This is a genomic window from Rhodococcus sp. AD45-ID, assembly GCF_003023755.1.
Lineage (GTDB): Bacteria > Actinomycetota > Actinomycetes > Mycobacteriales > Mycobacteriaceae > Rhodococcus_F > Rhodococcus_F globerula.
Genome location: NZ_PYHL01000001.1, coordinates 2,803,662 through 2,819,159, shown reverse-complemented (window position 1 = coordinate 2,819,159; position 15,498 = coordinate 2,803,662). Strand labels below are relative to the sequence as shown.

Here is a 15,498-nt window from a genome sequence, read left to right as displayed (position 1 = left end):
CGGGCGGTTAATAAAGGCGCACAGCAACAATGTCCGGCCACCATCGTGCGGCAACATCGGGATGCGCCCGCAAGCGACTCTTGAGCGCGTTGGCGCCATAGGAATCGTGGATCGGGTTGTTCGCATCGACGGTGACGCCGGTAGCGTGCTTCGCCAATTCCGGTGGGAGATCGAACTCCGGGACCTGGGTGGCGTAGTTCGGATTGAAGAAGAACGGCACGGAGATTCGCTCGCCCGCGCCTTCCGGTGAAATAACCCGGTGCACAGTGGCTTTCAGATATCCGCCCGTTGCGACCTCGAGTAGTTCGCCGATGTTGACCACCAGCGCGCCTTCGAGTGGCGGTGCGTCGATCCAGTCACCGTCGTGCTCCACCTGCAGGCCGGCTTTGCCGGGTTCGACGTACAGCAGGGTCAGTACGCCGGCGTCCTTGTGGCCGCCGACTCCCTGAGTTCCCGCGTCCTTCGGGCGGCCTGGATAGCGCACCACTTTGATCAGGATCGACGGATCCTTCGCAAACGCGGCATCGAAAATGTGCGGATCCTGCCCCAGAGCGACAGCCCACTCCCGGAGCAGTCGCAATGCGACGCCGGTGAGTTCGTCATTCCATTCGGTGATGACTTCGCGTAATTCGGGAAGGGCGTCTGGCCATTGATTGGGCCCCTGCAGGATCTCCCAGTCCGGCGACGTGGCAGTCCGCGTGGCAGCAGGTTGCTCGGCGCCGATGTCGATCTGCTCACGCCAGTCCTGCTTACCTTCGGTGAGTTCACCGCCCAGGCGTGTGTATCCACGAAAGTGTGGGCTGCGCAGATTCTCGATCGCCAGCTTCTCCGTCAAAGGGAGAGCAAAGAACTCGCGAGCGACCGTGAGGAGGCGTCGTTGCAAAGCGTCGGGAATTCCATGGCCGACGAGGTAGAAAAAGCCCATGTCGTGGGTCGCGTCGCGGAGCTGAGTCCGGAACTGCTCGGCAGTCTCGGGATTCTCCGCCAGTGCGAGGTCGAGAACAGGCAGGGACGCAATCGACATGGGGTCCTCGATTCGTGTGATGGTCCTTACCGTCCATCATTCCACGCAGCCCGGCACCTGGCCCCGCGCGGCGATTCCGCATCCGCAGGCGTGATCAGCCGCGCGGCTGCGGAAACGCCCTGCGGGAAACAGAAATCGGGGCCCTGCGCCAGTGGCGCAAGACCCCGAATCCGTGTGAGCTGAAAAGACCTACGCCTCATCGGCTCCGATGATGAACGCTTCGAGCTCGGTGCGAGCCTTGTCGTCGGCCATCTGAACCGGCGGGGACTTCATCAGGTAAGCGGATGCCGGGTAAACCGGTCCACCGATGCCGCGGTCCTTGGCGATCTTGGCTGCGCGGACGGCGTCGATGATGATGCCTGCGGAGTTGGGCGAATCCCAGACCTCGAGCTTGTACTCCAGGTTGAGGGGAGCGTCACCGAAGGCACGGCCTTCGAGGCGCACGTATGCCCACTTGCGGTCGTCGAGCCACTCCACGTAGTCCGAGGGACCGATGTGGACGTTGCGGTCGTGGACCTTGCCGGCGAGGGAGCCGGTGAGGTTCGACGTGACGGCCTGAGTCTTGGAGACCTTCTTGGACTCCAGGCGATCGCGCTCGAGCATGTTCTTGAAGTCCATGTTGCCGCCGACGTTGAGCTGGTACGTGCGGTCGAGCACGACGCCACGGTCTTCGAACAGCTTCGCCATCACGCGGTGGGTGATGGTGGCGCCGACCTGGCTCTTGATGTCGTCACCGACGATCGGGACGCCGGCGTCCTTGAACTTGGCAGCCCACTCCGGGTCGGAGGCGATGAACACGGGAAGCGCGTTGACGAACGCGACGCCCGCGTCGATGCAGCACTGTGCGTAGAACTTGTCAGCGGCTTCGGAGCCGACGGGCAGGTAGGACACGAGGACGTCTACCTTGGCGTCCTTGAGTGCCTGGACTACGTCGACGGGCTCGGCGTCGGACAGTTCGATGGTCTCGGCGTAGTACTTGCCGATGCCGTCGAGTGTCGGGCCGCGCTGGACGGGGATGTCGAGCGGCGGGACGTCAGCGATCTTCATGGTGTTGTTCTCGCTGGCGAGGATTGCCTCGGAGAGGTCGAAGCCGACCTTCTTGGCGTCCACGTCGAAAGCAGCGACGAACTGCACGTCGCGGACGTGGTACTTACCGAACTTGACGTGCATGAGGCCGGGAACGGTGCCGGTCTCGTCTGCATCCTTGTAGTAGTGGACGCCCTGAACCAGGGACGAGGCACAGTTACCCACGCCCACAATTGCTACGCGCACCGCGGTGCTGTTCTCACCCATGGTCGGGCTCTCCTTCTTTCTTGGATGTTCCTGGTATCGATTGCTCGGCTGCGATCAATTCGTTGAGCCAACGCACTTCGCGTTCACTCGACTCGAGTCCGAGCTGGTGGAGCTGGCGGGTATATCGGTCCAGCGATCCGCTGGCCCGGCCGACGGCGTCGCGAAGGCCTTCGCGGCGCTCTTCGACTTGGCGTCGTCTGCCTTCCAGGATCCGCATCCGCGCTTCTGCGGGGGTGCGGCTGAAGAAGGCAAGGTGAACGCCGAAGCCGTCGTCGGTGTAGTTCTGCGGTCCCGTGTCGGCAACCAATTCAGTGAACCTTTGCCGGCCTTCCGGGGTGAGCTGGTAGACGCGACGGGCCCGACGCTTGAGTGGGCCGGTGGTGTTGTCGATGTCTTCCGAGATCAAGCCGTCGGCCTGCATGCGCCGTAGTGCCGGGTACAGCGATCCGTACGAGAACGCACGGAATGCGCCGAGCAGACCGGTGAGCCGCTTACGCAGCTCGTATCCGTGCATCGGTGACTCGAGGAGTAGCCCGAGAATTGCGAGTTCGAGCAAGTGACACCTCCCGAGTCTGTGGATCTAACCGCTTGATGCGATACCCAACTATATCGCGCCGATATATAAAACCATACTGCGGCCCGATACGTGTACCAAGGTGTCACGGCTAGATCAGGGGGTGAACGGGTTGATCGACATGATTTCCCCATCGAGGGCAGCGGTCAGGGACCCGCTTTCGTCGAGGTCGTTGCGGACGTGAATCTCGATGGTCGGCACAGTTTCGGTGCCGTCGACAGAGACGTACCGAGTGGACGGATTTTGCACCGACGTCGTGGTTCCGGCGCCGTCGAGCAGGGCGATCACGATGCGAGGATCGAGCTGTGTGACGTCGATCTGTGCCACGTCGGGTTCGCGCGATCCTCCCGAAGTCGTGTCCTCGAGGTCGCCTCGGTAGTAGCTGTCGAGGGCCTTGCGAGGTGCGGCAGGATCGGCGCGCGTTACGCGTGCGTAAGTGGGATAGATGGTCATCTCGTCGACCAGTCCGCTGCCGTACTCCGTTTCGATGGCACGGAACATCGCACCCAGGCCGTCGACGGTGTGCAACTGTGGCTCGGGGCTCGAGAAGATCGTGGCGTCGGACGCGGCGTATTTGATTCCGAAACCGATAGCCGAGACCAGTGACAGAGCGATGATCGCAAGGGCGATCCAACGCGTGTCGAGCGAAGGTTCTTTCCGGAGAACAGGCAGAGACGCTTCGGTCTGCAGATCGGACGTCAAATCTTCGAGATCGCCGAGAGTCACTGCAACCGCGGCGAGTTCGGTCAGTTCATCGTGTTCGGTCGCGGTGAGTTGCCCGTCGGCGAAGGCGGAGTCCAGCACTGCGCAAGTGGCCTCGCGATCGGCATTGCGAGCACGGGTGGTCCTGGTCAGATCGTTCGGCATGTCCGGGGCCTATCGAGGAGTGAAGGGAGCCAAGCGGATCGGGCGGCCATCCGGGGTCAACTCCATCGAGCCGCTCGCGCCGTCGTCGTTGCTGGCGTAGATGGAAATGCGTGGATCCTGGCTCGACGAACTCATGCTGATGTGAGTGATCTCGGCGTCGGGGACGTTGAGATTTGCGGACGCTCCTGCCAGATATCCGGCGAGTTTGTCGATGTCGACGGCAGCGAGGTCGAAGGTGACAGTGCTGGCCGCTCGAGTCGACGTGCTGTCGCGTGGTGTGAAACCGCCTCGAAAGTCGATGTCCTCCTGCAAAGTTGGCGAGATAGCGGCTGCGCGAGTGACGCTTGCATGGTCGTCGAAGAAGTTCGCAGAATCGATCACCGTCGTGCCGTACTTGTTGCTGTACCGGGTTATGAACTCCCGTATTCCGCTTGCGGTGACCGTGTTCAGCGTCGAACTCACGATGGGGGCAAGTGGTTCGGCCCCCTGGGCTGTAACCGGCAACGGCGCCGTGGACGAATCGTCGGCAGACAAGGTGAGGAAGCCGACCATGGCCGAGAAGACAACCGACGCGGCCGCGACGTACCAGATCTTGTCGATACGACGAACTTTCGCGACGGCGTTCCGCAGCGTCACTTTCTGCAGATCGTGGACCAATAGGTCGAGCTGTCCGAGCGTGGTCGCGGTCATGGCCGACGCCGTTCGGGTCGCGTGCTCGTCGACTGTGATCTGGCCGTCGGACAGGGCGGCATCGAGCACAGCGCAGGTATCGGAACGATCGACGTCACGCGCTCGCGTACGTGAAGAGTTAGTAGTCATGTCCCGCTCACCCACCCACCCTAGTTCTCGTACGGGTACGAACGAGCGATCTCGCCCCATGGCGTGACCTCGATGCGACCTTTGTGGCCAAGTCCGTTCTCGCCGTAGATCCTGATCTTCGGTACGCCGTAGTTCACGTCCACGATCAAGTGCGTGATCGCGGCGTCCGGCACATTGATGTAGCCGCCGATGTTCACCATGTACGGCGCGAGCTTGTCGATCTGGATGGAACCGAGGTCGAAGGTCGGCTGGCCCGTTCGCCGCGGAATGGATGTCACATTTCGCTCGAAGCCGTCGCGAAAACTGATGGACTCGGTGAGAGTTGGAGCATCGGGGACCGCCCGGCTCACCAGAGAGTGGTCGCCGTGGAAGCTGGCGCCATCGATGAACATGTCGCCGAACTCGTCGCGATACCTCTCGATAAATGCGCCGATACCCTCGGGAGTCAACGTGTCGATGTGTGCGATCAGGATCGGTTCGACGGTCGGCAGGGTGGTGGTCGGCAACGGTGGCGCGAGCGAAGTGCTGCTGGCATAACTGGCGGTGATGTGATCCGAAGGCGTCAACGGTGAGCGACTCCAGGCCACAGCGGCGACGGCGCCGACGACGATCAGACCAGCGCCACCGATGTACACAGCCTTGCGCGTCACCGACGTCCGAGGTGCCGTTGTGGTATCGATCTTCGGCACCTGCAGATCGTTGACCAGGCGCGCGAGCTCGAGCAGGGTCTTCGCGGACCTCGCCTTCTCGGTCCGGTCGAAGTAGTCCTCCGCGCTCAACTGCCCTTCGGCGTACGCGGCGTCCAACACATTGCACGTTTCGACGCGATCGAGATCACGAGCACGCGTCATCGGGGAACGGGATGACTTCACAGGAAGTGATCGTAATGGCTGGTCGCCATGCCTCCGGACCACAAAATGTGTTCATCGTGACCCTCCCGAACCGTCCGTGACCGGTTGGACGCACGTACTCTGGTCAAGTGCGGATACAGCGGCAAGTTGTGGACTACGCGCTCGCGCGTCGGTCTGTGCTGGCCGAAGTGTCTGCGGGTAGGACTGGCGTCAAGCAGGTATGCGACGCCGATCCCTACCTACTCAGAGCCGCGAAGTTCCACGGCCGGGGCAGTGACGTTCTCTGCCCCATCTGCCGTAAGGAACAGTTGACGCTCGTGTCCTGGGTGTTCGGCGAGAAGCTCGGCCAGGTTTCGGGATCAGCCCGAACGACGGACGAGCTCGCTCGGCTTGCGGAGACAGCAGAGGAGTTCACGGTGCACGACGTAGAAGTGTGCCGTTCCTGCAGCTGGAACCACTTGGTGCAGTCCTATGTGCTCGGCGCAGTGCCTGCGCCGCCGCGACCGCGGAGAGCACGTCCACCGAGCAGACGAACGCAGTCTGCGAGCCGGCGCACCGCCAGCGAGTAACGCCACACCCGAAAAAGGGCCCGATCGAAGTCCCATGTGATCGGTCCATGACCACTGGAGATTTGATTTCGTGAGTTCCCCCGACAACACCCCCGGCGACCGTCCCTCGGGACCAGGTGGTCCGAGCGGTCCGCCGCAGGGGCGCCCCCCGCAAGGCCGTCCGCCTCAAGGTCCGCCGCAGGGCCGCCCGATGGGCCCGCCGCCGCAAGGACGCCCGCCTCAGCAGGGACGCCCGATGGGCCCGCCGCAGCAGGGTCGCCCGATGGGCCCGCCCCCGCAGGGCCGACCGATGGGCCCACCCCCGCAAGGGCCCCAGCAAGGACGCCCGCCGCAGGGCCGCCCGATGGGCCCGCCGCCGCAAGGCCCGCAGCAGGGCCGTCCGCAGCAAGGCGCACCCCAGAATCGACCGGCACCGGGCGCCGAACCCACACAGCGCGTCGCAGCCGCTGCGGCACTGCCTCGCACTGATGCCGGTTCCCGTCCGCCCGCTGGACCCCCGCCGACGAAGCCGCCGACAGGCGGTCCCGGTGGTGGCGACGGCAATGGTGGAGAGCCCCCGAAGGGACAGAAAGCAGTGAAGAAGAAGTCGAAGTGGCGCACAGTTCGCCGCTCGGCGTACGTGTTGGTGGCGCTCGGCCTGGTGCTGCCGGTGCTGGCCTTCATGGCGGCGTACATCGTGCAGGACGTACCGAAACCCGGCGACCTCCCGACCAATCAGGTTGCGACGATTTACGCGTCGGACGGAAGTTCGGTGCTCAGTACCGTTGTTCCGCCGGAAGAAGGCAACCGTCGCGAGGTGGCGCTCGATCAGATTCCGGTGCACGTGCGTAACGCAGTGCTTGCTGCCGAGGACCGGGATTTCTACACGAACCCCGGATTCTCGATTTCCGGTTTCGCACGCGCGGCCCGTGACAATGTCCTCGGCCGAGACAGTGCGGGTGGTGGATCGACGATCACGCAGCAGTACGTGAAGACGGCGGTTGTCGGTTCGGAGCGTTCGCTGACGCGAAAGATGAAGGAACTTGTCATCTCGTCGAAGATGGCAAACGAGTGGTCCAAGGACGACATTCTTGCCGCGTACCTGAACACCATTTACTTCGGTCGTGGTGCGTACGGCATCGAAGCCGCGTCGAACGCGTATTTCGGTAAGCCTGTCGACCAGCTGACCGTCGAGGAAGGCGCCGTCCTGGCGTCGTCGATCCAGCTGCCGTCGCTTCTCGATCCGGAGACCAATCCGACTGGCGCGGAATCGCGTTGGAACTATGTGCTCGACGGCATGGTGTCCGCGGGGACGCTGGATCAAGCCGCCCGTGCGCCCATGAAGTACCCAGGTTTCATTCCACTTTCCCAGGTGGAGAACGGAAGTCAGGGTACAACGGGGCCCGAGGGCCTGATCAAGAACCAAGTACTCCGCGAGATCGCGGATGCCGGGATCACTGAGCAGTCGCTCAATACCGAAGGCCTGCAGATCACTACGACTATCGATCCGCAGGCTCAGGCCGCGGCGATGGACGCCGTGCGCACCAATATGGAGGGTGAGAACGAGGAGCTTCGGACCGCCGTTGTTTCCGTCGATCCACGTACCGGAGGCGTCCGCGCGTACTACGGCGGCGACGACGGAATCGGCTTCGACTACGCAAATGCCGGCTTGCAGACCGGTTCGTCGTTCAAGGTTTTCGGTCTGGCGGCAGCGCTCGACCAGGGAATTCCGCTCTCACAGATGTACGACAGCTCGCCGCTGACGATCAACGGCATCTCGATCGGCAACGTCGAAGGTGAAAGCTGTGGAACCTGCACCATCGCAGAGGCTCTCAAGCGTTCGCTGAACACCAGCTTCTACCGTCAGATGCTCAGCCTCGACGGCAACGGACCGCAGGAAATTGCGGACATCGCGCACAAGGCAGGTATCCCGGAGAACATTCCGGGTATCGGCGAGTCGCTGACCGAGCCCGACGGTTCCGGCCCGAACAACGGAATCGTGTTGGGTCAGTACCAGTCTCGGGTACTGGATATGGCGTCGGCGTATGCAACTCTCGCGGCGTCAGGCACGTTCCACGCTCCGCACTTCGTGGAGAAGGTTGTTGCCGCAGACGGAACGGTTCTCCTGGACCGTGGTACGCCGACCGGTGAGCAGCGGATCGATCCGGCTGTCGCGGACAACGTGACTGCCGCGATGCAGCCCATTGCGGCGTACTCACGTGGGCACAACCTGGCCGGTGGACGTCTGTCCGCATCGAAGACGGGTACCGCTCAGCTCGGTGACACCGGTCAGAACAAGGACGCCTGGATGGTCGGCTACACGCCGTCGCTGTCGACTGCTGTGTGGGTCGGTACCGCGGACGGCCAGGCGATCACCAACTCGAACGGCGGATTGATCTACGGTTCCGGGCTACCTTCCGATATCTGGAAGGACACGATGGACGGTGCGTTGGACGGTACGGACAACGAGACGTTCCCCAAGCCGGGCAAGATCAACGGCCAGGCCGGTGGTGTTCCCGAGTACACGGCTCCCGCTGCTCCGAAGACGTCGGCGCCGCCGACAACCACGGCAGAGCCCAGCACGACTACGGCGCCGCCGGTTGTCGTGACCACGACGGACGTGGAGATCCTGCCGGGCATCACGATTCCGATTCCGGGAATCTCGAGGCCGACCACGGAAACCGAGGAACCGGGCGCCGTCACCACGACGGAAGAGGCTCCGGCGGGTGTCAGTCCCGGCCGCTAAGGCGGTAGCCTCGCGGAGTGGCCGCCAATGTAGATGATGCCGATGCGACTTCTGTGACAGACGATGCGGAGTCGCAGGCGATCGAGTCCCCTGCGCCGTTGGCGGAGGACACGCGGTCGGCAGATTGGCGTGACGTTCCCAGTCGTAACGATGTAATGGTGTCTGCGTTGTCAGGCACGGTAGGTGGTCCGGTCGGTCGGCATGCGCTGATCGGCCGGACCCGTTTTTTCACCCCGATGCGGGTCATCTTGCTGTTGGCCGTCGTGTTCCTGGCGTTGGGGTGGTCGACCAAGGCTGCGTGTATTCAACAGGCGCCGTTCGGTGAGCAGGGGCAGCTGGGTCTGGACTGGGGAGGCTCCCGCCAGTACGTCGCCTTGTGTTACTCGGACACAGTTCCTCTGTACGGTGCGGAGCGCCTCGATCAGGGTGCGTTCCCGTACAAGAAGTCGTGGGAGGAAACCCGATCCGACGGTTCCGTGCAGACGCGGTACATGGAGTATCCGGTTCTCTCGGGGCTCTATCAGTACGGCTCCATGAAGGTCGCAAAGGCGTGGGATTCGATCACGTGGCTGCCGGGCGCAATTCAAGTTGCCCTGTACTTCAACGTCGTTGCGTTCGGCTTGGCGTTGGCGTGGTTGGTGACAGTGTGGGCGACGACGCTCTTGGCCGGCAGGCGGGTGTGGGACGGCGCGTTGGTCGCGTGTTCGCCGCTCGTGATCGTGCACGTGTTCACCAACTTCGATCCGTTGGCGACGGCATTTGCCATGGGCGGTTTGTTGGCGTGGGCGCGTAAGCGACCGGTCCTCGCGGGCATTTTGTTGGGGTTGGGCGGCGCCGCGAAGTTGTATCCGCTGTTGTTGCTCGGCCCGCTGCTGGTTCTGTGCCTGCGGGCGGGCAAGACGCGTGAGTGGCTGGTGACGGCGCTCAGCGCGGCCGCGGCGTGGCTGGCGGTGAATCTTCCGATCGCAGCGCTCTACCCGCACGGTTGGTACGAGTTCTTCCGGCTCAACTCCGAGCGTGGCGCCGATCCGGACTCGATCTACAACGTAATCGCGTCGTTCACGTCGTGGACGGGCCTCGACGGTCCCCTGGCGCAAGGTGAATCGCCGTCGAATCTCAATGCCGTGTCGTTCATTCTCTTTGCTGTGGTCTGCGTGGGAATCGGTTACGTCGCTTTGACGGCGCAGCGACGCCCCCGCGTCGCGCAACTGTGTTTCCTGCTTGTCGCGGGGTTCTTGCTGACCAACAAGGTGTGGAGTCCGCAGTATTCACTGTGGCTGGTGCCGCTCGCGGTTCTTGCCCTGCCGCATCGCCGACTGCTTCTTGCCTGGATGACCATCGACGCGTTGGTGTGGGTTCCGCGGATGATGTACTACCTCGGAGTCTCGAACAAGGGTCTGCCCGAGCAGTGGTTCACGGGAACTGTTGTGCTGCGCGATATCGCGGTTCTGGTGCTGTGCGCGGTCATTCTTCGCCAGATCTACCGCCCCGACGAAGACCTTGTGCGGTACGGGTTCATCGACGATCCGGCCGGTGGTGTTCTCGATCAGGCACCGGACAAGCAGCCGTCGTGGTTCCCGGGGTGGCTGCGTCCGAAACCGGTGCGCGAGCCGGAGCTTTCGCCCGTCTGAATCACCATTCGTCGAGAGTGGTGTGACCGTCCTGGATGGCGCGCGCGAACAGTGCCGCCTTGGTCGGTGCGGGGCGCCCGACGTTGATGTACTTGGTTCTGATCCGGGAGATGTGCGTGTTGACAGTGCCGACGCCCACTCTCAGCTCGAGCGCAACTTCCTGTTTGGAATCTGCCCGAAGCCAGGTAAGCAGGACTTCGATTTCGCGGGCGCTCAAGCGCGGTGTACGGGAGTTCACGCGGCGTCCCCTGACGTGAGCCATGCACGTTGGGGCCATTCGCGTCGACTGGACAAACTCCATGACAAAGACACCTTTCGGCTGAGGTTCCAAGGGAGGAAGTGCCTGCATCGGCGCAACTTTGCAGAAGGGCTGCGGGCGGGCCGAAATGCGACGTGATCAGTATGTCCAGGCGTTCGCTCGAAATTCCGGTCGAAGGCGCGATCAATACACAGTCCATACAACGCGCGATTCTCTGACCTGGTCGGATAAAGTGCCTCGCTATGAACTCGAAGGCGGAATCCGGCACCGAAAATCATGTCGATCCCGCAAATATCGAGTCGCGGGGGCAGTTTGCTGAATCGCTAACTGCGTTGCGGAAGGCCGCGGGGCTGACAGTCCGCGACGCCGTCGAACGGTCAGGCGGTCTCCACGGAACCGTGGCCGGGTGGTTTTCCGGGCAGCACCTTCCGACACCGAACAGCATGCCGAAGTTCGTTGCGCTGTTGAAAGCGTGCGGAGTCGATTCGGGCGAGCAACAGGAGAGCTGGATCAGCGCGGTCCAGCGCGTGCGGCAACTGACTGCCCGCCGCCGCGGCGACACCGTCGTTCCGTATCGCGGACTCGAATCCTTCCGTCAGGAGGACGCCGAGTGGTTCTTCGGGCGAGGTGAACTCACCACTGCTCTGGTGGAACGAGTCGCGGCGGCGACGCGGGGTGAGGGCAGCCGTCAGTTCATGGTCATCGGAGCGTCTGGCTCCGGTAAGTCGTCGTTGCTGCGGGCTGGTCTGGCTCCGAAGATTGCCGACGGCGATCCGCGGTTCGACGGTTGGCACGTGGAGGTTCTGCACCCGGGTTCGCAGGACATTCCGTCGTCGATCGGCGACACTCCCGCGGTCCTGATCGTCGATCAGTTCGAGGAACTGTGGACGCAGCGCGATCGTGATCGTCGCGAGGAATTCCTTCGGGCGCTCGCTGATCTGGGTGAGACCACGATCGTCGTGATCGGGATGCGGGCCGATTTCTACGGGCTTGCGGCCGAGGAGCCGTTGCTGCTTCCGTTGCTCGACGATTCGCCGATGGTGGTCGGTCCGCTCACCGAGGAGCAGTTGCGTGACGTGATCGTCGAGCCGGCAGTGAAGGCCGGGATGACGGTTCAGAGTGAGCTGGTTCAGGTTCTGGTCGGTGAGCTGACGCCGCGCGGTTCGCACACGGCAAGTGACCCGGGGGCACTCCCCCTCCTGTCCCACGCACTGCTGGGAACCTGGCAGCGCTCCACGCGTAAGACCCTGACGGTGTCCGACTACTACGCAACCGACGGCATCGCGGGTGCAGTTCAGCAGAGCGCCGAGGAGGTGTACGGCGAGCTGACCGAGCGGCAGCAGAAGTTGGCGCGCAGGATCTTCCTCCGGTTGGTCAACGTCGACGAGGTCACGCAGACGCGTCGACGAGCTCCCCGTACCGAGCTTTTTCTCGGCGACAACTTCGGCGACGTCAATACCGTCATCGACCTTTTTGCGCTGAGGCGTCTGTTGACTGTGGACGAGGAGACCGTCGAGGTTTCGCATGAGGTATTGCTGTCGGCGTGGAGTCGGCTGCGCGATTGGATCGATTCGGATCGCGCCGGTCTGGCGGTCCACCGCCGATTCACCTATGCGGCGCAGGTGTGGGAAGACAGTGGCCGCGACCCCGGTGCTTTGCTCGGGGCTGCCCGCCTACATCTGACCGAAGAATGGCTACGTACCGGTGAATTGGGCCTCGAACTGGAACCAAGCGAGACCCGCATCGCCGATCTCAACGCGACCGAGCGAGAATTTCTCGCCGCAAGTATCGCGCATCGGGATCAGCAGGAAAGTGCAGATCGGCGACGGACCCGCGTGCTACGACGGCTTGTCTCGGCGCTGGCTGCCGCGTCGGTGATTGCCTTGGTGCTGGCCGTGGTCGCGATGGTCGCCGGGTTCAGTGCCAATCATCAACGCGCCGAGGCAGATACGGCCCGTGACGAAGCGATGTCCCGTCAGGTTGCCACCGAGGCGACGCGGATGCGCGCCAAGGATCCGTCGTTGGCGGCGCAGCTTGCATTGGCCGCGTATGACGTCAGCGAGACCACGGAAGCCCGCTCGGCGCTGCTCGACGCGTCGGGTGTGCATGCGGCGACGCGCATCGTCGGCCCGCCCGGTGCCATGAAAGCTCGAATCAATCCCGCGGGAACCATTGTGGCCGTGGCAAGTTCCGACGGAATGGTCCGCCTGTATCCGATAGTCGAGGGTGCCGCGTCGGTAACGCCGGTGTCGGAATTCTTCGGGGTGGCGGAAGGGACGGCTCTGTTTGCGGCGTCGTTCAGTCCGGACGGGCGTTTGCTGTCGACCGGTGGAGCAGGCGGCGGCGCGCTGTGGGATGTGTCGGACCCGGCCAACCCGGTGCGCGGAACACTGTTCGTCGACGCGGATCACGTGGTGCAGGACATGGAGTTCAGTCCGGACGGAACCAAGTTGATTGCCGGCACGTCGACGCCGGACGTGTTGCGATGGAACATCGACGACACTGCCGACGCGGTTGCACTGCCACCGCTTCCGCATCCGGCTTCGGGAACCGTCACTGCCACGTTCAGTCCCGATGGCCGTTTGCTCGTGGCCGGTGGGCGCCAGAGCACTCTGCGGGTGTGGGATGTGACGCAGTGGGACAATCCCGCTGCGCCACCGATTTTTGCAACCGAACCCGACGGCACCACCAATCACTATCTGGGTGTTGCGTTCAGCGCCGACGGGCGGGAATTTGCTGCGGGATCTACGGCGCGAGAAGTGGTGCGCTGGGACATGGCAGATCCGGCTCGCCCGCGCCCATTGGCTGCGCTCACCGGGTTTTCCAGCTACGTCAACGAAATCAACTACAGCAACGACGGAACCCGTTTTGCTGCAGGTAGTTCCGACAACACCGTGCGAGTGTGGGATCCGCGTACCGCAGCGCTGATCGAGGTGCTGCCGGATTCCGGCGCCATCACCACGGTCGACTACAGCGAGGACGGGCAGATTCTGGTCACCGGCGGACTCAACGGGGTGACACGCGTGTGGTCGATGCCGGGGCCCGTGTGGGCGGGAGCACGAGACACCATCTACACCAGTCCTTTTGCCGGTGACGGTTCGCGACTTCTGGCTGGCGTCGGCGCCAAGGGTAGTGCGTTGCTGGCGTGGAACACCGAGGATTTCGACAATCCGGTGTTGATGCCCGAGATGACACCCCGCGGTGAGGACAGGTTCACCGGGGCGTCGGCGATATCGGCAGATGGCCGGCTGGCGGTGGCCGGAACAGGTACGGGTGGAGCGTATTTGTGGGACATCAGCGATCCGACGACGCCGAGACTCGCCAGTGACCGGCAGGAGTACGTCGATGGCATCGTGGCCGTTGTTGCACTCGACCCGTCGGGAACGCTGTTGGCGGTGTCGTCACAGGATGACAACGTCTTTGCCTTGGTCGACGTCTCCGATCCTGCGGCGCCCGAGCTTCTGTCGAGGACCGATGCCGGGTCGTACCCGCAGATGATGGCGTTCCGGCCGGGTGACACCACGCTGGCCGTTGCCAACGCCAAGAACGAGGTCGATCTGTGGGACATATCCGATCGAGCTGCTCCGCGGATTGTTGCCAGTGTCGGCGGTTTCGAAAGTTATGCCCAGGCGGTGATGTTCAGTCCGGACGGTACGCTCATGGCGACCGGTAGTGCGGACCACAGTGTGCAGTTGTGGAATGTCGAGAATCCTTCGGAACCAAGGCAACTCGCACGAATGGTCGGTCCCGAATCGGCGATCTACTCAGTGTCCTTCAATCGGGCAGGTGAGTTGCTCTCGGCCGGCGTGGGTGATGGCACGGTGTGGTTGTGGGACATCACGGCGCCGCAGGACCCCGAGCGGTTTGCAGTATTGACGGCGCAACCCGTGCGAGTCAACGATGCACAATTCGCGGGTGCGGCCGACCTGATTGCGGGTAGTGGCACCGAGAAGACAATTCGCGTGTGGGGCACCGATCCGGATGCTGTCTCCGCGCGGATATGCAGTACCGCCGGAACTCTCATCACCGAGGCCGAATGGGAGCGATACCTCCCCGGTGTGCCGTACCGAGATCTGTGCGAGGCCTAGAAGCCTCTCAGTTCAACCAGACTTCGACGGCCGGTTCGCTGCCCAGTTCACTTCCGCCGTCCAGGACAAGTAATCCACTGGGGCTGAGTTGGTAGGTGACATCGTCGTTGCGGGCGGCAAAGCCTTCCCTGGTGCGGATCGGATCGTCGATCTCGATTGTTGCTCCGTCACTGAGTCTTTCACCCTTGTAGTAGTAGCGGCCGACACCGGTTTCACAGACGACGATTCGTGAACCGGTAGTGATCGCAACAGCAACGGCGGGGTTGGACGCATTGCAGCGGGGACCGTTCGAGATGAAACCTTGCCGGTCCGTCCCGGTGACGGTGGGAAGTGGGCCGGACACCGTCGTGGTTACCCGGGGCACGGTGGTTGTTTGTGGAACCGTTGTGGTCCGGGGTGCCGTGGTCGCTGCGTACGACTGCGCGGTGGTGTAGGTGTAGGTATTCGACCGGGCGTCGTCAGCAGCCTCCGTGACAGCGGTCGCGAACAGTCCCCAGAAGGCGATCCACGCGATGAAGAAGAGTATGCCGATCGCGGTGAAGATGTAACCGAGGATCAGGCCGGCGAGTGCCAAGCCGTCGCCCTGCTCACCGGTCCGTTTGATCTGACTGCGCGCGATGTGGCCGAACACGATTCCCAGTGGGGCAAAGAGGAACGCGAATACCAGCGCCAGGACCGCCAAGACGTTCGTTGGCTGCGGTTGCTGCCAGTTCTGTTTTGGGTACTGCTGCTGGTATCCGTACGGTCCCGGTTCGCTCATGCACTGATTTTGCGGTACGAAGTCAGGCAAACCGCGCA

At 63.2% G+C, this 15,498-nt stretch carries 12 protein-coding genes; 4 read left to right on the top strand and 8 right to left on the bottom strand.

Annotated features, from left to right (window positions below; all coding sequences use genetic code 11):
• Window positions 1–7: 7 nt before the first annotated feature.
• The 6 genes from C7T36_RS12965 to C7T36_RS12940 all read right to left on the bottom strand — a co-directional run bounded on the left by C7T36_RS12965 (window position 8) and on the right by C7T36_RS12940 (window position 5,428).
• Window positions 8–1,024 (bottom strand): isopenicillin N synthase family oxygenase, encoded by a 1,017-nt coding sequence (locus C7T36_RS12965; RefSeq protein WP_045065888.1) that lies wholly within the window; start codon window positions 1,022–1,024, stop codon window positions 8–10.
• A 189-nt stretch (window positions 1,025–1,213) separates the two neighbouring features.
• Window positions 1,214–2,317 carry an inositol-3-phosphate synthase gene (locus C7T36_RS12960; protein ID WP_033237087.1) on the bottom strand — a complete coding sequence of 368 codons (1,104 nt, stop codon included), beginning with the start codon at window positions 2,315–2,317 and terminating at the stop codon, window positions 1,214–1,216.
• Window positions 2,310–2,873 carry a PadR family transcriptional regulator gene (locus C7T36_RS12955; RefSeq protein WP_033237088.1) on the bottom strand — a complete coding sequence of 188 codons (564 nt, stop codon included), beginning with the start codon at window positions 2,871–2,873 and terminating at the stop codon, window positions 2,310–2,312. The genes C7T36_RS12960 and C7T36_RS12955 overlap by 8 nt, the downstream gene beginning before the upstream one ends.
• Before the next feature lie 114 nt (window positions 2,874–2,987).
• Window positions 2,988–3,758, bottom strand: a complete 771-nt coding sequence (locus tag C7T36_RS12950; protein ID WP_045065885.1) for a DUF1707 domain-containing protein — start codon at window positions 3,756–3,758, stop codon at window positions 2,988–2,990.
• A gap of 9 nt (window positions 3,759–3,767) precedes the next feature.
• Window positions 3,768–4,577, bottom strand: coding sequence for a DUF1707 domain-containing protein (locus tag C7T36_RS12945; protein WP_045065883.1), 810 nt, complete (start codon window positions 4,575–4,577; stop codon window positions 3,768–3,770).
• A gap of 20 nt (window positions 4,578–4,597) precedes the next feature.
• The gene (locus C7T36_RS12940; RefSeq protein ID WP_045065882.1) at window positions 4,598–5,428 is read right to left on the bottom strand and encodes a DUF1707 domain-containing protein; all 831 of its coding nucleotides are present in this window, start codon (window positions 5,426–5,428) and stop codon (window positions 4,598–4,600) included.
• A gap of 128 nt (window positions 5,429–5,556) precedes the next feature.
• Between C7T36_RS12940 and C7T36_RS12935 the strand changes: the two genes are divergently transcribed.
• From C7T36_RS12935 to C7T36_RS12925, 3 genes are all read left to right on the top strand, one after another.
• Entirely contained in the window at window positions 5,557–5,997 is a 441-nt protein-coding gene (locus C7T36_RS12935; protein ID WP_072782680.1) for a DUF5318 family protein, read from the top strand.
• A gap of 574 nt (window positions 5,998–6,571) precedes the next feature.
• The gene (locus C7T36_RS12930; protein WP_033237093.1) at window positions 6,572–8,722 is read left to right on the top strand and encodes a transglycosylase domain-containing protein; all 2,151 of its coding nucleotides are present in this window, start codon (window positions 6,572–6,574) and stop codon (window positions 8,720–8,722) included.
• 17 nt (window positions 8,723–8,739) lie between these two features.
• Window positions 8,740–10,353, top strand: a complete 1,614-nt coding sequence (locus C7T36_RS12925) for a glycosyltransferase family 87 protein (RefSeq protein ID WP_375128702.1) — start codon at window positions 8,740–8,742, stop codon at window positions 10,351–10,353.
• A 1-nt stretch (window position 10,354) separates the two neighbouring features.
• Here the strand turns inward: C7T36_RS12925 and C7T36_RS12920 are convergent, their stop codons facing one another.
• Window positions 10,355–10,702 (bottom strand): LuxR C-terminal-related transcriptional regulator, encoded by a 348-nt coding sequence (locus C7T36_RS12920; protein WP_084702561.1) that lies wholly within the window; start codon window positions 10,700–10,702, stop codon window positions 10,355–10,357.
• 152 nt (window positions 10,703–10,854) lie between these two features.
• On the opposite strand from C7T36_RS12920, the gene C7T36_RS12915 reads away from it, so the two are divergent.
• Window positions 10,855–14,700, top strand: a complete 3,846-nt coding sequence (locus C7T36_RS12915; protein ID WP_045065877.1) for a WD-40 repeat protein — start codon at window positions 10,855–10,857, stop codon at window positions 14,698–14,700.
• A gap of 7 nt (window positions 14,701–14,707) precedes the next feature.
• Here C7T36_RS12915 and C7T36_RS12910 read toward each other — a convergent pair whose 3' ends face one another.
• Entirely contained in the window at window positions 14,708–15,460 is a 753-nt protein-coding gene (locus C7T36_RS12910; RefSeq protein WP_045066806.1) for a DUF4190 domain-containing protein, read from the bottom strand.
• Window positions 15,461–15,498 lie beyond the last annotated feature (38 nt).

Bases quoted from the DNA above. Each gene is read 5' to 3' on its own strand.
- C7T36_RS12915 (WP_045065877.1), top strand. From the start codon at position 10,855: ATGAACTCGAAGGCGGAATCCGGCACCGAAAATCATGTCGATCCCGCA.
- C7T36_RS12940 (WP_045065882.1), bottom strand. From the start codon at position 5,428: ATGACGCGTGCTCGTGATCTCGATCGCGTCGAAACGTGCAATGTGTTG.
- C7T36_RS12920 (WP_084702561.1), bottom strand. From the start codon at position 10,702: ATGCAGGCACTTCCTCCCTTGGAACCTCAGCCGAAAGGTGTCTTTGTC.
- C7T36_RS12910 (WP_045066806.1), bottom strand. From the start codon at position 15,460: ATGAGCGAACCGGGACCGTACGGATACCAGCAGCAGTACCCAAAACAG.
- C7T36_RS12945 (WP_045065883.1), bottom strand. From the start codon at position 4,577: ATGACTACTAACTCTTCACGTACGCGAGCGCGTGACGTCGATCGTTCC.
- C7T36_RS12960 (WP_033237087.1), bottom strand. From the start codon at position 2,317: ATGGGTGAGAACAGCACCGCGGTGCGCGTAGCAATTGTGGGCGTGGGT.
- C7T36_RS12965 (WP_045065888.1), bottom strand. From the start codon at position 1,024: ATGTCGATTGCGTCCCTGCCTGTTCTCGACCTCGCACTGGCGGAGAAT.
- C7T36_RS12950 (WP_045065885.1), bottom strand. From the start codon at position 3,758: ATGCCGAACGATCTGACCAGGACCACCCGTGCTCGCAATGCCGATCGC.